This window comes from Magnetovibrio blakemorei, from assembly GCF_001746755.1.
Taxonomy (GTDB): Bacteria; Pseudomonadota; Alphaproteobacteria; order Rhodospirillales; family Magnetovibrionaceae; genus Magnetovibrio; species Magnetovibrio blakemorei.
In genome coordinates this window covers 1-20,539 of record NZ_MCGG01000018.1, presented here as the reverse complement: position 1 = coordinate 20,539, position 20,539 = coordinate 1, and the positions used below count along the sequence as shown (strand labels likewise).

Sequence of the window (20,539 nt, the reverse complement as noted above, 5' to 3'; positions counted from 1 at the left end):
CTTTGAGACATGCATCGCCATAAACCGCAGACGAAACCGAGAAACGGCCTTGTCGCCGCGTTAGATATCGGCACGACGAAAATTTCGTGCCTGATCGCGCGTCAAGAAGGCACCCGTCCTCCGCGGGTTTTGGGCATCGGTCATCACGCTTCTGCAGGGGTGAGGCATGGCGCCATCGTCGACATGGACGATGCCGAAGCGGCCGTACGCGCCGCCGTTGGTGCGGCTGAAGAAATGGCCGGGACCAACATCCACAGCGTTAATGTGGCGTTATCCGGTCCGGTCTTCAAATCGCGACTGGTGGCATATGATATCGGCATTGCCGGGCACGAAATTGGTGATCAGGATCTGCGCAAAATCCTAGACGCCAGTCGCCTGGCCTCGGAACTACCCGAAGATCAAGAAATCGTTCATTCCATCCCCGTTGGCTATTCCATCGATGGAAACCGCGGCGTGCGCGACCCGCGGGGCATGTTTGGTGACAGATTGGGCGTCAACTTGCATGTTATCACAGCCTCAACCAATGCTTTGCGCAATCTTGATACCTGCTTGCACCGCTGTCATTTGGAAGTGGAAAACCGCGTGGTCGGTCCCTATGCCAGTGCCTTGTCGGCGTTGGTCGAAGATGAAATGAAGTTGGGCGTCACCTTGATTGACATGGGCGGAGGCACCACCAATATCTCGGTCTTTTTCGATGGTGAATTGGTCCATGCCGATTGTATTGCGGTGGGGGGCGTGAACGTTACCAATGACATTGCGCGCGGTCTGTCGACGCCGGTGCAACACGCCGAACGCATGAAGACGCTTTACGGCAACTGCATGCCGTCGCCAAGCGACGACTTGGAAGTCATCAAAGTGCCGCTGATCGGTGAGGAACAAACGGGCGAAACCAATCCGGTGGCGCGTTCCATGCTGGTGGGCATCATCCGCCCGCGCATCGAAGAAACGTTCGAATTGATCCGCGAGCGTTTGAACAGTGCCGGGTTTGAAAAACTATCGGGGCCAAGAATTGTTTTGACCGGTGGTGCCAGTCTGTTGCCGGGCGTTCGGGAAATGGCCGGGAGCATTTTGAACAAAGCCCAAGTGCGTATGGCGAAACCGCGTTACTTGGAGGGCATGGCAGAAGCTTCTTCGGGGCCGCAATTCGCAACCTGCGCAGGATTGATCTATTATGCGCTTGAATCTACGGGTGAATTAGCAGGGCGCACGTATCGCCCAAAGGACCAGCCCGCCAGCCGTTTGGGCCGTATTGGCCAGTGGCTGCGTGAGAATTTCTAGCCGAGTAAGTACAGTTCAAATAACTGAGTCAGAAATGATCAAGGACTCAAGAGCGACTCGATAAAACAAATTGGTCGATTTGTCCCTAAAAGTTACTAAATTTTAAGGGTTTTTGGCCACTAATGAAGAAACGGGCGGAGTGTGGAGTTGAATCATGAGCATTAATTTAAGCGTACCCAAAAATGAAACGATCGAGTTGAAGCCAAGGATCACCGTTATCGGTGTCGGTGGCGCAGGTGGTAACGCCGTCAACAACATGATCAACGCGAAGCTTGAGGGGGTTGAGTTCATCGTCGCCAATACCGACGCTCAATCGCTCGCTTCTGCCGCAACGGATCGACGCATTCAGTTGGGTTCGGGGTTGACGCAAGGACTTGGTGCCGGCTCGAAACCAGATATCGGTCGCGCTGCCGCTGAAGAAACCATCGACGAATTGAACGAGCAGCTCAAAGGCTCCCACATGGTGTTCATCGCCGCCGGTATGGGTGGTGGAACCGGTACCGGTGCTGCCCCCGTGATCGCCCGCGCTGCCCGCGATCTTGGCATCTTGACCGTCGGTGTCGTCACCAAGCCGTTTCAGTTCGAAGGCCAGCACCGCTACGGTATTGCGGAAAAAGGCATTCTTGAACTGGAACAGTATGTCGATACGCTGATCATCATCCCCAATCAAAACCTGTTCCGCATCGCCAATGAAAAGACCACCTTTGCCGATGCCTTCAAAATGGCCGACGATGTGCTTTATTCCGGCGTGCGCGGCGTGACCGACTTGATGGTGATGCCGGGCTTGATCAACCTGGATTTTGCCGACGTGCGTTCCGTGATGAGCGAAATGGGCAAGGCGATGATGGGTACGGGTGAAGCCGAAGGCGAACGTCGTGCCTTGGACGCTGCTGAAGCCGCCATCTCCAACCCTCTTTTGGACGACACCTCCATGGCGGGCGCACGCGGGGTGTTGATCAACATCACCGGCGGTGCCGACATGACGTTGTTCGAAGTGGACGAAGCCGCAAACCGCATTCGTTCGGAAGTCGAAGAAGATGCGTATATCATTTTCGGTTCCACCTTTGACGAAACCCTCAACGGCCGCATGCGGGTTTCCGTGGTGGCAACGGGCATCGATGCGGAAAGCATGGTTCGGCCCGTTCCTGCCGTATTGAGCGTTCAAGAAGACACCGTCGCACGAAAGACCGTTCCGCAAGCAGACGTGGCGCCGCAAGCTACCGTTTCTGTTGTCGCTACGGCCCCCAACGTTGCTGAAGTGTTGTCGCAAAATTTTGTCTCTGAGCCTGTCGCCGCACACGATGACGAAGGCGACGCCGATCCTGTGGATGATCCCGTCATGCACAACGCCGACATGGACGATGCCATTGCGCGCGAAGTTGCTTCTGACGAAGATTTTGATGATGAAAACATGGGCGCACCAGAACCGGCCCGCATTCCGGAACGGTTCAATGCGCCGGCTGCCATGCCGTCTCAGGGTTCAACGGATGCCTTTATTCCGCCAGCACCGACCAGTTCGAAGAAAAACGATGACCTTCACGAAGTCGACCCAATGGCTGAAGCCGCCATGGTCAACGGTTCAACGGGCGCGGCTCCGGCACGCTCAGCGGTGAATAAGGGACCGAGTTTGTTTGAACGGGTCACCGGCGGGGCGAAGCACAAAGTGTCCATGTTTGGTCAATCCATTTCGGATGCCGTCGAAAGCCGACCCTCTACACAGTTGCGCACTTCGGCCTCTGCCGAACTGACGCTGGGCGGGCTCGATCCCGAAGAACGACTGCAGCCAAGTCAGGCTGAAGACGACCTTTTGGACATCCCTGCGTTCCTGCGTCGTCAGGCAAATTAGTCTTTTAAAATGAAGGTGTTAGCTGCAGTAAAACCTGTAACAAAAGGTAACACAGTTTGATTTGAGCGCTTCAGTCTAGGGTGGTAAACCTTATAACTGAAGCGCTCTTCCTTTTTGGGTGTTGAGCGAGCCTTTAGGCCAAAAGCAACACAAGCTTCAAATAGAGCCTGAAGCGATTGAATTTTAGGGTATTGGGGAACACACCGTGATTAAGCAACAGACCTTGAAAAGCGCCATCAGCTGCACAGGCGTAGGACTGCATTCCGGTGAAAAAATCTCCATGACCCTTCTGCCTGCTGATGTTGATGCGGGCATTGTTTTCCGTCGTACGGATATCGCGGGCGGTGGTGCTGTTATTCCGGCAGCCTTTGATCAAGTTTGTGATTCCCGTCTGTGCACGACCATCGGATCTGAAAAAGGCAAAACCATTGCCACCATCGAACATCTGATGGCGGCCCTGGCCGGTTCTGGCATCGACAATGCGGTGATTGAAGTGGGCGGCCCTGAAGTTCCCGTTATGGACGGCAGCGCGGCGCCTTTTATGTTTCTCATTGATTGTGCTGGCGTTGCAGAACAAGACGCACCGCGCAAAGCTGTGCGGGTTCTGAAGCCGGTTTTTATTGAAGACGGCGATAAATTGGCAAGCCTGGTTCCGGCCGACGGCTTCTCGATCGAATTTAACATTGAATTTGACAACGCCATCATCGGCACGCAATCCATGTCGGTTGATTTGACCGATGGGGTCTTTAAAAATGAAATCGCCCGCGCCCGGACCTTTGGTTTTTTGCATGAAGCCGAAGCCTTGTGGGCAGCTGGTTTGGCCAAGGGTGCGTCTTTGGACAACGCCGTGGTTGTCAGTGGCGACCGGATTTTGAACGAAGACGGTCTGCGTTTTGATGATGAATGTGTGCGCCACAAGATCCTCGACGCGGTGGGGGATTTGTATCTGGCCGGGGCAACCCTGGTGGGCCATTACACGGGCACGCGTGCCAGCCATGCTTTGAACAACGCTTTGCTGCGCGAACTGTTCTCTGACCCGGCGAATTTTGAGCTTGTCGATATGAATGCTCCTGTATCGCGCCTTGGGGCAACGGGCTCTTCCTGGGCCAAAGAATCGGTCGCCGCCAGCCCGGCAACGGCATAATTTCACGCTTCATCTTTGATGTTTCAAATTCACGAAATGTTCCGATTCGCGCTCAAAGCTGTTGATTGGCATGAGCTGGCGGACCTTTCGGACGTGAATATCTTCTCAAAATCTCCAGATAGTCCCCATTTTTAGGCATTTTCAACGAATGCTCGAAAAGCGATAAGGGGTGCTGGACAGACCCGCGCGGGGACGTGATATAATCCGCCACATCCTAGATTGTGCTGGGACACGTAACGGAAACAAAAGCCCCATGACATCATCGATTTATTTTTCCAAAAGCACCTTCTTTCTCGCCGCACTGCTGGCGCTGACGGCGTGTTCCGGCGACAAGGCAACGGAAGAAAAGTACGAAGAAGTTGCGGTGGAAAAACTCTACAACATCGCCGTTGATTCGTTGGAGCAGGGCAGATACGCCGAAGCCTCAACCCAGTTTGATGAGGTTGAGCGCCAGCACCCGTATTCCAACTGGGCGACCAAGGCACAGGTCATGGCCGCGTACAGCCTCTATCAAGCCAACAAGTATGACGAGGCCGTGGTGGCGCTGGATCGATTTATCCAACTGCACCCGTCCAACAAAGATGCCGATTATGCCTACTACCTCAAGGGGCTTTGCTATTATGAACAAATTTCGGACGTTGGTCGCGATCAATTGATGACCCAGCTGGCGCTCAAAACCTTGGATGAGCTCACCACCCGTTTCCCGACCAGCCAATACGCCCGTGACGCCAAGTTGAAGATCGAACTGACCTATGATCACCTGGCGGGCAAAGAAATGGACATTGGTCGCTATTATCAGACCAAGGGTCAGTATCTTGCCGCCATCAATCGCTTTGATGCGGTGGTCAAAAAATACCAAACCACCACCCACACGCCCGAAGCCCTGTTGCGCTTGGTGGAATGCTATATGGCCTTGGGTCTGCACGAGGAAGCGAAAAAATCAGCTGCCGTGCTGGGCCACAACTTCCCCGGCAGTTCGTGGTACGTCGATGCGTATGCCTTATTGGAAGACCCGACCATCAAGGAACCGGATCAAAAACCTTGGTACAAACCCTGGTGATAGCGCAAGGATTGCCTGTCCATGTTAAGCCGTCTGTCCATTCGTGATGTGGTGTTGATCGAACGACTGGAACTCGATTTCAGTCAGGGTTTGTGCGTTCTGACGGGGGAAACCGGGGCGGGCAAGTCGATCTTGCTGGACAGTTTGGGCTTGGCGCTGGGGGCACGGGCGGAAGCCCGCTTGGTGCGTCATGGCGCAGACCAAGCGGTGGTCACTGCGGAATTCGATTTACCGGCCAACAATCCCACCTACGCTTTGCTGGAAGAGCATGGCCTGAGCGTGCGTGGTGAGCCGTTGATGCTGCGTCGCACGTTGGGCACAGATGGACGTTCGCGGGCGTTTATCAATGACCAAAGCGTCAGTGTCGGTTTGTTGCGGCAAATCGGTGAAGAACTGGTGGAAGTTCACGGTCAGTTTGACAATCAGCGTTTGCTCAATCCCGCGACCCATATCGGTTTGTTGGACGCCCATGGTGGACACGGCGCGTTGCGCGCTGAGGCGGGACGTGCTCATCACATTTGGCGCGAAGCCGTACGCGAACGCCAGCGCGCCGAAGACGAATTGGAAACGGCCAAACGCGACGAAGACTACCTGCGCCATGCGGTCGAAGAATTCCGCGCCTTAAACCCCGCAGAAGGGGAAGAAGCGCATCTGGCCAACGAACGCCAACTGCTGATGCATGGCGAAAAGCTGATCGACGCCATGAATGCGGCCAACAAGGCGCTGGAAGGCGGCCATGGGGTCGAGCGCATGCTGCGCGATGCCCTGCGCGCCCTGGAACCCGTCGCGGAAAAGGCTGAAGGCTTGCTGGATGCAACCTTGAAAGCGTTGGACAGCGCGGCGGAACAGGTGGCTCTGACGGTCAATGAGCTTGATATTGCGGCGGGACGGGTCGATTTGGACCCGCGTCACCTGGAACAAGTCGAAGAACGTTTGTTCGCGCTGCGCGCCCTTGCGCGCAAGCACAATGTGGACGTGGTCAATTTGCCCGATTTGTTTGCCCGCCTCACACAGCAGTTGGAAGGCATCGAGTCTGGCGGCCAGCACCTGGAGCAATTGGCTCATGCCGAGGCGCAGGCACGGGGCACGTATGCACAGGTTGCCACCGCCTTGTCCCAAGCCCGGCGCGAAGCCGCCTTGGGGCTGGATCAGGCGGTGCGCACGGAACTGGAACCTTTGCGTCTGGGAACGGCAGATTTTCGCACCACCATCGCCACCAGCGCGGATGAAGCGTCGTGGGGCGAAAGCGGTTGGGATCGGGTCGCCTTTGAAGTTGCAACCAATCCCGGTGCACCAGCGGGGCCGCTGGGGAAAATCGCTTCCGGCGGTGAACTGTCGCGCTTTATGTTGGCGCTGAAAGTTGTGCTGGCCCAATCGGACCCGGTACCGACGCTGGTGTTTGATGAAGTCGACAGCGGCATCGGCGGCGCGGTTGCCGATGCGGTCGGCCAACGTTTGGCGCGCTTGGGCGAAGACGTGCAAGTCCTGGTCGTCACCCACAGCCCGCAAGTGGCGGCGCGCGGCTTAGCGCATTGGCATGTGTCCAAAAGCGAAGAGGGTGGGGCTGTGCGCACCTCTGTGACGACCCTGAGCAGGCCTGAGCGCGCCGATGAAATCGCCCGCATGCTGGCCGGTGCTAACGTGACCAGCGAGGCCCGCGCGGCCGCCCAAAGCCTGCTGGCCGGAGCGGCTGAATGAGTTCCGCATTGCGCGCGATGCCGGTCGAAGACTTGACATCCGTCGAAGCCGATCAAGAGCTGGAAGCCTTAGCGCGTGAAATCAAAGCCCATGATCAGCGCTATTACCAAGATGACGCGCCCACCGTGTCGGACAGCGAATATGACGCGCTGCGCCAACGCAATCTGGCCATTGAAGCGCGCTTTCCCCTGTCGGTTCGTCCCGACAGCCCGACTCACCGGGTCGGCGCGGCCCCGGCGTCGGGCTTTGGCAAAATCAAGCACGCCAAGCCGATGCTGTCGCTGGGCAACGTCTTTGATGAAGCCGAACTGCAGGACTTTATCGACGGCATTCGGCGCTTTTTGAAAGAGCTTAGCGACAATCCTGAAATTCCGTTGGAAATGGTCGCTGAACCCAAAATCGACGGCTTGTCCATCTCGTTGCGTTATGAGCATGGCAAACTGGTACAGGCAGCCACCCGTGGCGACGGGGTGGAGGGCGAAGACGTTACCTCCAATGCGCGTCACGTCACCGACATTCCCCAGACATTGCCCAGCGGTGTCCCCGACATCTTGGAAGTGCGCGGGGAGGTCTATATGTCCAAAAAAGACTTCCTGGCCCTCAATCAGCGCCAGCTTGACGCAGGTGGCAAAGTTTTCGCCAACCCGCGCAACGCCGCCGCCGGATCGTTGCGCCAATTGGACAGTTCCATCACCGCCAAGCGCCCGTTGCGCTTTTTTGCCTATGCCTATGGCGAGGTCAGCGACGTGCAATGGCCGACCCACGCGGCGTTTATCGAATTGCTGAAAATTTGGGGCTTCGCCGTGAACCCCTACACGCGGGTGTGCGACGGTATTGACCACATCTTGGCGCACTATGAAACCATTCAAGACCACCGAACGGATTTGGATTACGACATCGACGGGGTTGTTTACAAGGTCAATCGTCTGGATTGGCAAGACCGCTTAGGTTTCGTTTCACGCGCGCCCCGGTGGGCCATCGCACACAAATTCCCGGCGGAAAAAGCGGTCACCACCGTCAACGACATCACCATCCAGGTGGGCCGCACGGGGGTCTTAACCCCGGTGGCGGAATTGGAGCCCATCACGGTCGGTGGCGTGGTGGTGAGCCGCGCGACCCTGCACAACGCGGACTACATTCGCGATCTGGATATCCGCATTGGCGACCGGGTGCGCATCCAGCGAGCCGGGGACGTTATTCCGCAAGTGCTCGAAGTGGTTGACGATGGCGGCCATCAAGACCGTCCCCCGTACACCTTTCCCGCAACTTGTCCGGTGTGTCAAAGCCACGCGGTGCGCGAAGAGGGCGAAGCGGCGACGCGCTGCACCGGCGGGCTGGTGTGTGCGGCCCAGGCGCATGAGCGATTGAAGCATTTTGTATCGCGCAATGCCTTTGATATCGAAGGTTTGGGGGGCAAGCACATTGAGGCCTTTTTTGATGCCGGCTTGATCAAAACCCCCGGCGACATTTTCCATTTAAAGGCCGAGGCGCTTAAAGGCCGAGAAGGGTGGAAAGACAAATCGATCCAAAACTTGCTTGAGGCCATCAATGCCAAACGCACCATTGAAATGCCGCGTTTTGTGTTTGCCTTGGGCATTCGCCAAGTCGGTCAAGCGACGGCGCGGCTGTTGGCCAAGCAATACGGGTCCATGGAGGCGCTGCGCGAAGCCATGAAGGGGGCAAGGGTTATTGGTTCCGAGGCGTTGGAAGAATTGCTGTCCATTGATGGCATCGGCACCAGCATGGCCAAGGACTTGGTTGAATTTTTTGTCGAGCCCAAAAACAACGAAGTGCTTGACCAATTGCTGCAAAGCGTCACGGTTGAAGACTTCACCGCCCCCAATACGGAAGGCTCTCCAGTCGCTGGAAAAACCGTCGTTTTCACCGGCAGCTTGGAAACCATGAGCCGCGGCGAAGCCAAGGCCAAGGCCGAAAGCTTGGGCGCAAAGGTGTCGGGCTCCGTTTCCCAGAAAACCGACTTCGTGGTCATTGGTCCAGGGGCGGGTTCAAAAGAAAAGAAAGCCCGCGAATTGGGCTTGAAGGTGCTGAGTGAAGCCGAATGGATTGCGCTGACGTCGCTTTAGCATCGTTCTACAACCTCTCCGATAATTCCCAAAACTGCCACATACTTGCAACCGTTCTCACTTAACCTTGGGATAGACATTGTGTCGCAAGGGGAATGGGAGGCCTCTGCGGTGTAGGCCTTTGGATGAGGATTGAGACGAATGTTAAGTGCTGAGGATTCCAAAACCCGAGATGCAACTCCTGATTTCCCCAACTCTAAGGCCTTTTGTCACATAGAACTCAGAACGCGCTTGCAAAAAACGCCTGCCAAAGACGCGCAGCACGCCGAGTTTCTGGCTTATATGAGCCATGAACTGCGGACCCCGTTGACGGCCATACTTGGCTTTACGCAGGTGATCAAAATGGCCAAGGATGCACCGGAATTGGGGCTCAAGCCTGAAGAATACATCGATCACATCGACGTTTCAGCGCAGCAATTGATGAAGGTTATCGAAGCCATGCTGGGCTACTTGGAAGCGGTCTGTGAAATTGAGGCGGCGCGTCAAACACAAGACGAAAGCGCCCATCTAAAGACAGAAAAAAGGCTCCCAACCTGAGTGGGAGCCTTTGATTTTTCTGCGATCGTCGGGAAGCTTAGTGCAGCTTGCCTTCCATGTTTTTAATGGCCGTGTCGATCAGAGCGTCAGCCTTGGTGGCGGAAACGTCTTGTTCCAAGACCCTCTGGGTGGCTTCCATGGCGATGTTGATGGCCAGGGTGCGGACCTCGGCGATGGCTTGAACTTCGGCTTGAGCGATGCGGTCTTTGGCCAACCGTTCGGCACGCTTGAGACTGGCGTCGAGTTGTTCGGCAGCTTCTACGGACAGGCGCTCTGCTTCATCCTTGGCGGCTTTGACAATGTTTGCCGCTTCCTTAAGGGCTTCGTGCTGCTTCTTTTCATAAGAAGCCAACAGTTCTTGAGCCTCTTCGCGAAGGCGCGTGGCCTCTTCAATCTGGTCTTTGATCTTCTGCGCGCGGTCATCAAGGCTTGAGGCCATCGCGGCAAAAAGCTTCTTGCCAAAGAAGACGAAAAACAAAACGAAGGCAACGGCAACAAAGAACGTGGTGTCTTGGTAGAACGGTACGTGATGCACCGCCCCGTTCGCCACGGCGTGTCCCGCTTCGGCGGCGGCTTCTACAGCCGTTTCAGCGGCAGCTTGGGCTTGGTTGATCAGCATGTGCGTCTCTCCTTATGCCCGGCTTTTCAGGGCTGCGCTGATAGCCGCCTTGAGGGAGGCCTCTTTCGGGGCTTCGCCAATCAGCTTTTCAACAGCGCTGGCTGCAACGTCTACAGCCACATCCATAATGCCGGATAGGGCTTCGTCACGGGCCTTTGCGATGGCCTTTTCAGAAACGGCTATTTTGGCCTGCAGATCGGTATTGAGTTCGGACTGGCGCGCACTGGCTTCAGCTTGCGCCTTGTCTTTGACCTCGCGGATGGCCGAAAAGGCCTTTGCCCGCGCTTCTGCCAATGAGGCTTCATAAGCTTTGGCGGCGGCATCGGACTGAGACTGCAAGTCGTCGGCTTTGGCGAGGTTGTCGTCAATACGTTGCTGGCGTTCTTCCAAGACATCGCCGATTTTCGGCAAGGCCATCTTGGACATCAACACGTACAAAATGACGAACGTGATGGCCAGCCAGATCAGCTGCGACGAGAAGTTTTGCGGGTCCAATTGCGGCAGACCGGCGGCAAGCGCAGGTGAGGCAATAAACGATGCCCCCAAACTAACAGCAATTGTAGAATTCAGAATCCGCATGTGCGGGCTCCTGCCTGTTGATGTGACCTAAAGGTAACGGGCGTATGGTGCCAAGGACGCGTCTTTGAGACGAAAGGCCTTGGCACCGATAACCAAAAACCAGCTTAGAATACAAACAGGATCAGCATTGCGATGACCAGTGCGTACAGCGCAACAGCTTCAACCAGGGCGAAGCCCAGGATGGCGCGGCCGAAGACTTTGCCTTCAGAAGCTGGGTTGCGAGCGATCGCGCTGATCAGGGACGCAAAAATGTTGCCAATACCAGCACCAACGCCACCCAGACCAATAACAGCCAGACCAGCACCAATCATCTTTGCAGCTTCGAGTTCCATAGTTTATTTCCTTATGCTCGTTCAATGTGAACAGAGGGTTGAGTTCAGTGTTTGGGCGTTCGGCCCTTTGTCTTCAAACTTAATGCAGGTGGATCGCGTCGTGGAGGTACAAGCAGGTCAAGACCGTGAACACATAAGCTTGCAAAAACGCGACCAAAAATTCAAAACCGATCATCAAAACGTCAATGCCCAAGGGCAAAACGCCGGCAAAACCCAGCGGCACGATAAAACCGGCGAACACCTTCATCATGGTGTGGCCGGCCATCATGTTGGCGAACAGACGAACAGAAAGGCTGATCGGGCGCGAGAGATAAGAAATGATCTCGATCGGCACCATCAGCGGCAGCACCGCCATCGGAACGCCAGAAGGCACAAAATAGGTGATGAATTTTGCACCATGGCGCGCAATGGACACCAAGGTGATGATCAAAAACACCACCATCGCCAAGGCAAAGGTCACGATGATGTGGCTGGTAACGGTAAAGCTGTATGGCAACAAGCCAAGAATGTTGGCGAACAAGATGAACATGAACAGCGAAAACACGAACGGGAAGTATTTGCGCCCTTCGGAGCCGACATTGTCGCGCAGCAGTCCGGCGACAAACTCGTAACTCAATTCCGCCATGGATTGCCAGCGACCCGGCACCAATTCACGCTTGCGCATGCCCAAAACCAAAAAGGCGGTGATGGACACAATGGTCAGGACCATAAAGGCGCCGGCGTTGGTGAGTGAAGCGTCCAGGCCACCCAGATTGATCTCGACCAGAGGTTTGATCTCAAATTGTGCAATAGGATTTGCCACGTTGTATGTCCGCCTGATCAGGTTGAGCGTCTATGTTCTACTTTGCAGACCCAGCCTCTATTTCAATCCCCGAAGGAGACCGGAGGCCTGACCCGCGTATTATGGCCTTTTTTGGGCTTACAACACCTTTTCGTCGGTTATGTTGCAGCGCATCAAAAGGCGAACCTTTCCTAGCCGTCTTAGTCGTCGAGAGCAAGCCCCAGAAGCGTGAAAAAAGGAAAATATGTCATTTTTTCGAGGTTTCATCCTCATCAACGGGTAGGGCGTTCTCATTTGTTGCGTCGTCGGCGTCAGATTCATTCGAATCTTTTTCGATATTCCCGGCCATTCTCATGGCCGTTCTGTAAACATTCAAGAGTCCCGCCGCGCCGCCCAGAAAGATGCAAATGACCATCATCATGGGTTTTGTGTCGAACGCCCGGTCCAGCATCCAGCCCATACCAACCCCCACCAACAGCGCCGAGATCATTTCGGTGCTGAGACGGAACGCTTGGCCAAGTCCGGAGGATTCATTGCGAAGCTTTGGCGCATTCAGGGTGGTTCCCAAATCGCTCTGGTGCGCTTTCCGTAAGCGCTGGGCCAGATCGGCGCCTTGTTCTTCCAATGACCTGTCGGGATCGTGGTTTGTCATTGCTGACACTCATTGTACCCGAGGTTGCCGGACTTGAGGCCGGAATCCGGGGCATCATAGACGCCAGATCGACCCTGTCAAGCCCAGCGGTTTCGTATATAAGTGATTGATAATACAGGGAATATGAGAGGTTTCTTATGCACGGCGTAAGTCTCTAATCTTACTCGCGGATTTTCTCGGCCTCTTCCAAATTCACGCTGACCAATTGGCTGACGCCGCGCTCGGACATGGTGACGCCGAACAGCCTGTCCATGCGCGCCATGGTCATGCGGTGGTGAGTGATGATCATGAATCGGGTGGTTCCCGCAGCGGCAATTTCTTCCAAAAGCGTGCAAAAGCGATCGACGTTGGCGTCATCCAAGGGGGCATCGACCTCATCGAGCACACAAATGGGGGCCGGATTGGTCATAAACACCGCAAACAGCAGCGCCGTGGCGGTGAGCGCCTGTTCGCCGCCCGACAGCAAGCTCAGCACTTGCATGCGCTTGCCCGGGGGGCTGGCGAGGATTTCCAAGCCGGATTCGAGCGGATCGTCGGCCTCAATCAATTTCAGATGCGCTTGCCCGCCGCCGAACAGCCGCACAAACAGCTCTTGGAAGTGCTTGTCGACTTCGCGAAAGGACGTTAACAACCGTTCGCGCCCTTCGCGGTTCAGCTCGTTGATGCCGCGGCGCAGCTTTTCAATGGCTTCGATCAGGTCGCCACGCTCGGTTTTGAGCATTTCGATCTGCTCTTCCATTTCGTTGGATTCGTCTTCGGCGCGCAGGTTCACCGGGCCCATGCTGTCGCGTTCGCGCAGCAGGCGTTCGACTTTGCGTTCGACGGACGGCAAATCGGGCAGGGGCGTATCGTCTTCGTGTTCGGCAATGGCGGCCAAATCATCGGGACCGCAGTCGAGCTTTTCTTTCACTCGCTCGGCGATGGAGGCGCACGCCTGTTTGCCTTGTTCGACCGCGCCTTCGATGCGCACGCGGGTTTCGCGGGCCAGGGCCAAGCCGCTTTCGGCTTCGCGCAGGCCTTTGTCCGCTTCGCTCAATTGAGCTTCGGCGCTCGCCAGTTGATCGGCGGCAGATTGTCGTTTGGCCTCGGCGGCGTCGATCAGGTCCAAAAGCTGTTCGCGCTTTTGTTTGATTTCTTCCGGGCGCTTGGCCAGTTCTTCCAGTTCTGCGCGGATTTGAACGGTGCGTTCGTCCAAGTCGCTGATGCGCTGTAAGGCCCCTTCGCTGCGTTCGCGCCACGAAGACAGTTCGCGTTCAATGTCGGCCAAGCGCCGTGCGCGTTCTTCGGCGTTGCGTTTTAAACCCGCAAAGATGCCTTGGCGTTCGACCTGCACGGTGCGCTTGTTGGCCAGTTCTTCACGCACCCGCATCACCTCTTCACGGGCCAGTTCGGTGTTGGGCAGCTCAGCCAGTGAGGTTTGCGATTCGACGCATTGCTCACGCGCTTCATTGATGTCGTGCTCAACCGTTTCAATGGCCGCGACGACGGCTTCCAGCTTTGAATTTTGTTCCGCAATTTGGGTGCGGATGGCGGCCACCTGATCGCGGGCTTGGTTGTAGGCGGCTTCGCGTTCCCGCAAGGCTTGGCGCGCGGCGCGTTCCGCGTCACGGGCGTCTTCGGCCCCTTCGCGGGCATTGAGGGCACGGGCATCGGCTTGGTCAACCAAGTTCAGCGCACCGTCCAATTGACCACGCACGTCTTTGAGGCGGTTCAGTTGTTCCAAACGCACTGCGGCGGCTGTTTGTGCGCCTTCGGTGATGGTGTAGCCATCCCAACGCCACAACGCGCCTTCACGACTGACCAAACGCTGCCCTTGTTTGAGGCTGGGCGCAAGGCGTTCCCCTGTGGAAACGTCGTCAACAACGCCGATTTGGCTGAGACGCCGCGCCAGTGCCGCCGGGGCCTGGGTGACGTCGGACAGAGGACGCGCGCCTGCGGGCAGGGCCGGGGCGTCGGCAAAGGGGTCTAAGCGGGTCCAGTGAACCGGGGCGGCATCGTCTGAGGACGCGTCCAGCTCTTCGCCCAAGGCGGCGCCCAGGGCGGCTTCAAAGCCCGCTTCGACGGACACCGCATCGATCATCGGCGGCCACATTTCCGGCTCGCCGGTTTCCAAGACTTTGGCCAGGGCTTGCTCTTCGGCTTCCAAGCGCGATAAGGCGACGCGGACATCTTGGAGGTGCTGATTGGCGGCCTCGGAGGCGTCTTGGCTGGCGGCGGCGGTGTGCTCCGTGCTCTCCAAATGTTCACGGGCCCCCGCGATGGCGTCTTGAGCGGCCGACAAAATAGCTTCGGCGTCATTGAGGCCGCTGGTTTCGGCCGCGGTGCGCTCAAAATGTTTGCGCTGGTCGTTGAGTTCGCGCAGGCGATGCGACAAACGGTCGATGCGGGTTTCCAGGTCTTGCACCGAACGGCTGAGGCTGGCGCGTTCAGATTCGTCGCGGGTCAGCTTGTCGGTCAGCTGGGTGTGATTGTCTTCCAAGGCGTTTACATCGGCGGTGGCCTCAGCCAGTTTGCTTTGAGCAACGGCGATGGTTTCTTCTTCACCGTCCTGGGCACCTTCAATTTCGGTTTTTTCAGACGCTAAGCGGCTCGAGGCTTGTGTTGCGTCCTCGGACAAGTTGCGTTCACGGGCGATGTCGTGGCTGACCTGCTCCAGGCGATGCACCCGGTCCAGGCGGGCGTCTTCGATGCGTTTGACTTCACCGTCCAAGCCGTCACGCGCCAAGGTGATGCGCTGCAATTCGGCGGCGGCGGCGCTTTCTTGATTGCGTAGATTTGGCACCACATCGGCAACACCTGCCTGGGACGACGTCGCCGCGGCAACCCGCGCGGTCAGCTGGGCGACGATGCTTTCGGCTTCCTTCAGCTTGTCACGGTCCACTTCCAAGCCATCAATGGATTGGGTCCAGCGGATGTGAAACAGCAGCGCTTCGGCCTTGCGAATGTGGTCGGACAGATTGCGATAACGGGTGGCTTGGCGGGCTTGTTTTTTGAGGCTTTGCAGCTGGCCTTCCAAGGTGATGAGGATGTCGTCCAAGCGTGACAGGTTGTTTTCCGCCCCGCGCAGCCGCAACTCGGCCTCATGACGGCGCGAATGCAGTCCGGTGATCCCGGCGGCTTCTTCCAGCAAGACGCGGCGATCGGACGGCTTGGCGGAAATGACTTGGCCGATTTTGCCTTGGCTCACCAGGGCCGTCGAACGCGAGCCGGAGGCGGCATCGGCGAACAGCAATTGCACGTCCTTGGCGCGGACTTCCTTGCCGTTGACCTTGTAGTTGGAGCCACTGTCGCGTTCAATCTTGCGCACGACTTCCAAGTCTTCGGCGTCGTTGAACATGGACGGCGCAACCCGAGATTTGTTGTCGAGATGCAAAACCACTTCGGCAAAGTTGCGCGCCGGGCGATTGGAGGAACCGCCGAAAATGACGTCGTCCATGGCGGAGCCACGCATCTGTTTGGCCGACGTTTCGCCCATGACCCATTTCAGGGCTTCAACCAAGTTGGATTTACCGCACCCATTGGGACCCACAACGCCAGTCAGACCGGGCTCAATCATGAGCTCGGTCGGATCGACGAAGGATTTAAATCCCGCAAGTCTGAGCTTGGTAAAGCGCAGCACGTCCTGGTGTTCCCTTTATACTTGGTGCTCTTGGATGAAGCAGAGCCGTGAGATGATTATTTGGCGCCTTTGGTGGCCAGGGCTTTGTCGAGGATGTCTTTGAAATCGTCGTAGCTTTGCGCCCCTACAATTTTTTTGCCGTCCAACACAAATGTCGGTGTGGAGGTGATGTCATAGAGGCCCTGATCAGTCTGGGATGCCGCTTGAACGCCCTTTGCCAGTTCTTGACTGCTGAGGCATTGATCGACATCTTCCGCCGTTAGCCCGGAAAAGCGCGCAATGGCGATCAGTGCAGAGCGGGGATCATCAGAGCGAGCCCAATTTTCCTGGGTGTGATAGAGGCGATCGAACAGTTCAAAATGGCGTGCGGTGCCGGAACAGCGCGCAATCATTGCTGCGGCAAAGGCCAGATTGTCCAGCGGGAAGTCATGAAATACGATGCGCACCTTGCCGGTGTCGACATAGTTTTTCTTGAGTTCTGGCAAGGTTTTAATGTGGAAGTTGGCGCAATGCCCACATGTCAGCGACGAATATTCGTTCAGCGTGACGGGGGCGTCCGGTGAACCGATGCTCATTTCAGCCAGGGCATCATTGATCGGGGCCATTTCTGCACGCGCCAATTGGGGGGCGCTAAAAAGGACGGCCATGGCCACAAAAGCGGCCGAGGCCAATGATTTGGTGAAATGGGCGTTGATGGAATATATGGACATTGGTTGCTCCCGTACCACAAGATGTTGTTGAATATAGGGTAGTCTTTTCTATCGCTCAAGCGTCAGAAGACCCTCAAAAGCGAAGTTATTGTGGATAACTGGCCCGATTTGGCGGGCTCAGGGGGATATGCGCTCAATCTGTGGCCTTTTTGCGGCCTAAAATATTGGCCCCCAGCCGTTCCAGGGCTTCTTTTATTTCCGCGTCGTCAACGTTGGCAATGGTCCCGGCCAAGTTTTGGGCTTCTTCTTTGTTTAAGGGGCGAGGGGGGGAGCCTTGGGGGCCAGCCTTTGTGGTGGGCAAGGGGCCCTGGATCAACTTGATGCGCTCCACCGCCCGGTAGCCGAAAAAGGTGTTGATGCGTTCAACGATCAGGGGTTCTTTGTGTTGCAGTTCGGTGGCAAACGCGCCGCTGTCGGTTTTCAGGTGCAACACCCCGCCGCTGGTTCCATCACGGGAAAAGACGATTTTTTCCGGTTGAGTATGACGCGCCATGACATCGCCGACAATTTCGGGCCATTTGGTGACGATGGCCCCATGGGTAAAGCCATGCTGCCCCATCATGCCTTTGGTCAGGCGATCCACCGATTGGGCAACCGGCTTGGCCCAACGGGTTCGGCCTTCGCTGGGCACGATACCACGTGGGGCCGGGCTTTTGGAAATCGGGGCCTTGTTTTTTGAGGAGCCGGGTTTTTTCGTCATGGCCGTATGGTATGGCGCTTATCTCTGCAAAACAATCGGCCCTTATAGGTTTTCTGGATTGCCGCTCCTGAAGTTGAATATTGAGACCCATACAGAACCATCTTCTAGAACTTGATGGAGTTGCTTCGATCCCGGGTCATAGAATGTTCTCGAGCATGTATCTGGCCAATTAGGGCGTTCCCAGTTAACACAGATCTCGTTATTGACCACTTTCCATGAACCTTCACTATCCTGTCGAGTCTTGCGGCCACCCTCACTGATGCCATGCATCGTCCCATCTGGGCGCCAAAAAATATCTGTCACCGATAACTTAATTGTATTCGTTGTCGTGTTTCCTATGAATGAGATAAACCCATTTGCATTGGGGATTAGGACGCTTTTTCTGAGAGGTAGAGGTTCTTCTAAATAAATTCGTAGGTTTTCATCAATATCTAATCGATAGCCACCATCGCGTATAATTCCTTGCTCTGTCATTGAGGTGCAAGCTGATAGCGATAGGAGAATTAGCACAGTAATTAGGTTTTTCATGAAACGTCATTCCACTAATAGAAAACTCTACTCGCCAAGTCGCGATTCTGGGAAAAGCAAGAATTAAAAAGTTCGGATGATCATTAAAGTGTCTGATAAAACAGAGCTTAACTATATGTTACATGTTATAAAAAAACAGTAGATTTCGTCAGGAAATGACGCAAGCAATAACATTGACCATAGACATTAGGTCAAAACAATGGCGCGATTGCATGTCTCAAAGCTCCGCACAATCTTTAACACAAAAACTGCTGGTTTGGTTCGACCAAGCGGGGCGGACTGATTTGCCGTGGCGCGGTGCGCCGTGCGGGGAGCGCGATCCTTACGCCGTGTGGCTGGCGGAAATCATGTTGCAGCAAACCACGTGCGCGGCCGTGATCCCTTATTTTGAAACGTTTATGCAAAAGTGGCCCACGGTGAAGGCTCTGGCGGCTGCCGACACCCAAGACGTTATGCATACATGGGCGGGGCTTGGGTATTATGCGCGGGCGCGCAATATGGTGAAATGCGCCCAGGTCGTGGCGGAACAGCGCCAGGGCCAGTTTCCCAGCAATGAAGAGGATTTGTTGGGTCTGCCCGGTATTGGTCCTTATACGGCGGCGGCCATCGTCGCCATCGCTCACCAAGGTCCGGCAGCCCCCGTGGATGGCAATGTCATCCGCGTACTGACGCGGTTGTTCGCCATTGCTGATGAAATGCCTTTGAACAAAGCCGTCGTTGGCGTGCGCGCTGCCGAGATGTCGCCCCCCGGGCGCAGCGGTGACTTTGCCGAGGCCTTGATGGATTTAGGCGCGACCGTCTGCAGACCTAAGAACCCCAATTGTGCGGCATGCCCTTGGGGTGCGGATTGTCGCGCCTCAGGGGACGGGGCGGCCACCGCTTACCCCAAAAAGGCCGCCAAAAAAGAAAAGCCGACCCGTCAAGGTTGGGCCTTCTGGGTCCAGCGCCCCGATGGTCAGGTGTTGTTGGAACGCCGCCCCGACAAAGGTTTGCTGGGCGGCATGACCGGGTTTCCGACCACCCACTGGGCAACCCAGCCCATGACCGCCGATGAAGCTGTTGATGAGGCGATGCAGAGTGGGGTCTTCACAGGAACATGGCGCACGATGGAAACCACCGTGCGCCACACCTTCACACATTTTCATCTGGAACTGGGCGTGATTGCCGTGCGTCTTGATGCGATGCCAGAGCGTTCTTTTGATACGCTTTGGTGCGCCCCGCACTTGCTGCACACCCAAGCCCTGCCGAGTGTCATGAAAAAGGTCTCATCCGTGATGATTTGACCCCTTTGTGATCATTCGTCGTAGGAAATGAGCGCTTCGAACGGGGCGTCCAGCTTGTCGCGACCGTTTAAGAAGGTGAGCTCGATCAACGCCGAAGTGCCGACCACATCGCCGCCGACCTTTTTGCACAGCTGAATGGCGGCGCTGAGCGTCCCGCCGGTGGCAAGCAGATCGTCGAGAATCACCACGCGCTGTCCGGGGTGGATGGCGTCGTCTTGGATTTCGATGGTGTCAGAGCCGTATTCCAGATCATAGCTGTGCGAAATGGTGCCGCCCGGCAACTTGCCGGCCTTGCGCGCCATGACGAACCCACAGCCCAATTTCAGCGCCAGCGGTGCGGCGACCAAAAATCCGCGCGATTCAATGCCCACCAACACGTCGGGCTGATACGCCCCGATAATGCGTGCCATGCGCCCCATGGCGACTTGCCACGCGTCGGCGTGCGAAAGAAGGGTGGATATGTCATAAAACAAGATGCCCGGCTTGGGAAAGTCGGGGATGCCGCGGATGTATTCTTTGATATCCATGAGCGCAGAGATCCTTAAGTGATTTGTCTGAAAAGAGATGTTAGGCGTATGCCTTAAAATTCAAAGTTCAAGGGCCGATGCAAAAGCACCAGCCCTTGAACTTTGAAACACTGAACTTAGTGGGCTTTCAGGTATTCGATGATTGCGGCGCGGTCTTCAGGATCTTTCATCTTGGCGACCATGGTGGAGGTTTTGCCAATGAATTTTTTCGGATCTTCGATCCAAGCACTTATGTTGGCTTCATCCCAGATGATGTCGGAACCAACGAGGGCTTTGTATTTTGTGAAATCCTGAGAAGCGGATTTTTTGCCGACGATGCCAGCCAAAGACGGGCCAAGGCCATGCTTGCCCGGTTCAATGGAATGGCATGTTTTGCAGTTTTTGTTGAACAGCGCCTCGCCGTCGGCGGCCATGGAAGCGGCGGGGGCGATGGCGGCTAAGCAAGCGATTACGGTGGAGATGCGAATTGACTTCATGGGATCTCTCCAAGCATTTTTGAAATTCCAACAACGACGGTTCGTCGCACGTGGACTATGAGACGCGACCGCCTGAATACGTTAAT

19 protein-coding genes are annotated in these 20,539 nt (G+C 56.0%); 8 read left to right on the top strand and 11 right to left on the bottom strand.

All coding sequences use genetic code 11. The features are described 5' to 3' along the window. The first annotated feature begins 9 nt into the window (after positions 1 to 9). The 7 genes from ftsA to BEN30_RS06215 all read left to right on the top strand — a co-directional run bounded on the left by ftsA (position 10) and on the right by BEN30_RS06215 (position 9,647). Positions 10 to 1,278: a cell division protein FtsA gene (gene ftsA, locus BEN30_RS06245; protein WP_069957478.1), complete on the top strand. Its 1,269-nt coding sequence runs from the start codon at positions 10 to 12 to the stop codon at positions 1,276 to 1,278. Between the two features lie 154 nt (positions 1,279 to 1,432). Then, on the top strand, positions 1,433 to 3,124 hold the full coding sequence (gene ftsZ / locus BEN30_RS06240; protein ID WP_069957477.1) for a cell division protein FtsZ: 1,692 nt from the start codon (positions 1,433 to 1,435) through the stop codon (positions 3,122 to 3,124). Positions 3,125 to 3,329: 205 nt separating this feature from the next. Then, positions 3,330 to 4,268: a UDP-3-O-acyl-N-acetylglucosamine deacetylase gene (gene lpxC / locus BEN30_RS06235; RefSeq protein ID WP_245649002.1), complete on the top strand. Its 939-nt coding sequence runs from the start codon at positions 3,330 to 3,332 to the stop codon at positions 4,266 to 4,268. Between the two features lie 253 nt (positions 4,269 to 4,521). Beyond that, positions 4,522 to 5,328 (top strand): outer membrane protein assembly factor BamD, encoded by an 807-nt coding sequence (locus BEN30_RS06230; protein ID WP_084005138.1) that lies wholly within the window; start codon positions 4,522 to 4,524, stop codon positions 5,326 to 5,328. Positions 5,329 to 5,349: 21 nt separating this feature from the next. After that, a complete protein-coding gene (gene recN, locus BEN30_RS06225; protein WP_069957476.1) occupies positions 5,350 to 7,026 on the top strand; it encodes a DNA repair protein RecN in 1,677 nt (558 codons plus the stop codon). Next, a complete protein-coding gene (ligA, locus tag BEN30_RS06220) occupies positions 7,023 to 9,110 on the top strand; it encodes an NAD-dependent DNA ligase LigA (protein WP_084005136.1) in 2,088 nt (695 codons plus the stop codon). Before recN ends, ligA begins: the two co-directional genes overlap by 4 nt. A gap of 141 nt (positions 9,111 to 9,251) precedes the next feature. Further along, positions 9,252 to 9,647 carry a histidine kinase dimerization/phospho-acceptor domain-containing protein gene (locus BEN30_RS06215; protein ID WP_084005134.1) on the top strand — a complete coding sequence of 132 codons (396 nt, stop codon included), beginning with the start codon at positions 9,252 to 9,254 and terminating at the stop codon, positions 9,645 to 9,647. Between the two features lie 37 nt (positions 9,648 to 9,684). On the opposite strand, the gene BEN30_RS06210 is transcribed toward BEN30_RS06215, so the two are convergent. The 9 genes from BEN30_RS06210 to BEN30_RS18280 form a co-directional block, all read right to left on the bottom strand. Then, positions 9,685 to 10,266 (bottom strand): F0F1 ATP synthase subunit B family protein, encoded by a 582-nt coding sequence (locus BEN30_RS06210; RefSeq protein WP_084005132.1) that lies wholly within the window; start codon positions 10,264 to 10,266, stop codon positions 9,685 to 9,687. A 12-nt stretch (positions 10,267 to 10,278) separates the two neighbouring features. Continuing rightward, entirely contained in the window at positions 10,279 to 10,845 is a 567-nt protein-coding gene (locus BEN30_RS06205; protein WP_245649001.1) for a F0F1 ATP synthase subunit B family protein, read from the bottom strand. Between the two features lie 104 nt (positions 10,846 to 10,949). After that, positions 10,950 to 11,177, bottom strand: a complete 228-nt coding sequence (locus BEN30_RS06200; RefSeq protein WP_069957474.1) for a F0F1 ATP synthase subunit C — start codon at positions 11,175 to 11,177, stop codon at positions 10,950 to 10,952. Between the two features lie 79 nt (positions 11,178 to 11,256). Further along, the gene (locus BEN30_RS06195) at positions 11,257 to 11,979 is read right to left on the bottom strand and encodes a F0F1 ATP synthase subunit A (protein WP_069957473.1); all 723 of its coding nucleotides are present in this window, start codon (positions 11,977 to 11,979) and stop codon (positions 11,257 to 11,259) included. A 226-nt stretch (positions 11,980 to 12,205) separates the two neighbouring features. After that, positions 12,206 to 12,610 (bottom strand): AtpZ/AtpI family protein, encoded by a 405-nt coding sequence (locus BEN30_RS17875; RefSeq protein WP_084005130.1) that lies wholly within the window; start codon positions 12,608 to 12,610, stop codon positions 12,206 to 12,208. Positions 12,611 to 12,770: 160 nt separating this feature from the next. Further along, entirely contained in the window at positions 12,771 to 16,229 is a 3,459-nt protein-coding gene (gene smc, locus BEN30_RS06185) for a chromosome segregation protein SMC (protein ID WP_245649000.1), read from the bottom strand. Positions 16,230 to 16,285: 56 nt separating this feature from the next. Further along, on the bottom strand, positions 16,286 to 16,939 hold the full coding sequence (locus BEN30_RS06180; protein ID WP_069957472.1) for a DsbA family protein: 654 nt from the start codon (positions 16,937 to 16,939) through the stop codon (positions 16,286 to 16,288). A gap of 133 nt (positions 16,940 to 17,072) precedes the next feature. Beyond that, positions 17,073 to 17,639, bottom strand: a complete 567-nt coding sequence (locus BEN30_RS06175) for a DUF721 domain-containing protein (RefSeq protein WP_084005128.1) — start codon at positions 17,637 to 17,639, stop codon at positions 17,073 to 17,075. Between the two features lie 42 nt (positions 17,640 to 17,681). Further along, the gene (locus tag BEN30_RS18280; protein WP_139134883.1) at positions 17,682 to 18,167 is read right to left on the bottom strand and encodes a hypothetical protein; all 486 of its coding nucleotides are present in this window, start codon (positions 18,165 to 18,167) and stop codon (positions 17,682 to 17,684) included. A gap of 212 nt (positions 18,168 to 18,379) precedes the next feature. Between BEN30_RS18280 and mutY the strand changes: the two genes are divergently transcribed. Then, positions 18,380 to 19,450 (top strand): A/G-specific adenine glycosylase, encoded by a 1,071-nt coding sequence (mutY, locus tag BEN30_RS06170; RefSeq protein ID WP_069957471.1) that lies wholly within the window; start codon positions 18,380 to 18,382, stop codon positions 19,448 to 19,450. 11 nt (positions 19,451 to 19,461) lie between these two features. Here mutY and BEN30_RS06165 read toward each other — a convergent pair whose 3' ends face one another. Next, positions 19,462 to 19,977: an adenine phosphoribosyltransferase gene (locus tag BEN30_RS06165; protein ID WP_069957470.1), complete on the bottom strand. Its 516-nt coding sequence runs from the start codon at positions 19,975 to 19,977 to the stop codon at positions 19,462 to 19,464. Between the two features lie 116 nt (positions 19,978 to 20,093). Beyond that, on the bottom strand, positions 20,094 to 20,453 hold the full coding sequence (locus BEN30_RS06160) for a c-type cytochrome (protein ID WP_084005126.1): 360 nt from the start codon (positions 20,451 to 20,453) through the stop codon (positions 20,094 to 20,096). Between the last annotated feature and the right edge of the window lie 86 nt (positions 20,454 to 20,539).

What these genes read in the sequence shown, in the direction of transcription:
- ftsA (WP_069957478.1), top strand. Translation starts at nt 10, where the DNA reads ATGCATCGCCATAAACCGCAGACGAAACCGAGAAACGGCCTTGTCGCC.
- ftsZ (WP_069957477.1), top strand. Translation starts at nt 1,433, where the DNA reads ATGAGCATTAATTTAAGCGTACCCAAAAATGAAACGATCGAGTTGAAG.
- BEN30_RS06230 (WP_084005138.1), top strand. Translation starts at nt 4,522, where the DNA reads ATGACATCATCGATTTATTTTTCCAAAAGCACCTTCTTTCTCGCCGCA.
- recN (WP_069957476.1), top strand. Translation starts at nt 5,350, where the DNA reads ATGTTAAGCCGTCTGTCCATTCGTGATGTGGTGTTGATCGAACGACTG.
- ligA (WP_084005136.1), top strand. Translation starts at nt 7,023, where the DNA reads ATGAGTTCCGCATTGCGCGCGATGCCGGTCGAAGACTTGACATCCGTC.
- BEN30_RS06215 (WP_084005134.1), top strand. Translation starts at nt 9,252, where the DNA reads ATGTTAAGTGCTGAGGATTCCAAAACCCGAGATGCAACTCCTGATTTC.
- BEN30_RS06210 (WP_084005132.1), bottom strand. Translation starts at nt 10,266, where the DNA reads ATGCTGATCAACCAAGCCCAAGCTGCCGCTGAAACGGCTGTAGAAGCC.
- BEN30_RS06205 (WP_245649001.1), bottom strand. Translation starts at nt 10,845, where the DNA reads ATGCGGATTCTGAATTCTACAATTGCTGTTAGTTTGGGGGCATCGTTT.
- BEN30_RS06200 (WP_069957474.1), bottom strand. Translation starts at nt 11,177, where the DNA reads ATGGAACTCGAAGCTGCAAAGATGATTGGTGCTGGTCTGGCTGTTATT.
- BEN30_RS17875 (WP_084005130.1), bottom strand. Translation starts at nt 12,610, where the DNA reads ATGACAAACCACGATCCCGACAGGTCATTGGAAGAACAAGGCGCCGAT.
- BEN30_RS06180 (WP_069957472.1), bottom strand. Translation starts at nt 16,939, where the DNA reads ATGTCCATATATTCCATCAACGCCCATTTCACCAAATCATTGGCCTCG.
- BEN30_RS06175 (WP_084005128.1), bottom strand. Translation starts at nt 17,639, where the DNA reads ATGACGAAAAAACCCGGCTCCTCAAAAAACAAGGCCCCGATTTCCAAA.
- BEN30_RS18280 (WP_139134883.1), bottom strand. Translation starts at nt 18,167, where the DNA reads ATGAAAAACCTAATTACTGTGCTAATTCTCCTATCGCTATCAGCTTGC.
- mutY (WP_069957471.1), top strand. Translation starts at nt 18,380, where the DNA reads ATGTCTCAAAGCTCCGCACAATCTTTAACACAAAAACTGCTGGTTTGG.
- BEN30_RS06165 (WP_069957470.1), bottom strand. Translation starts at nt 19,977, where the DNA reads ATGGATATCAAAGAATACATCCGCGGCATCCCCGACTTTCCCAAGCCG.
- BEN30_RS06160 (WP_084005126.1), bottom strand. Translation starts at nt 20,453, where the DNA reads ATGAAGTCAATTCGCATCTCCACCGTAATCGCTTGCTTAGCCGCCATC.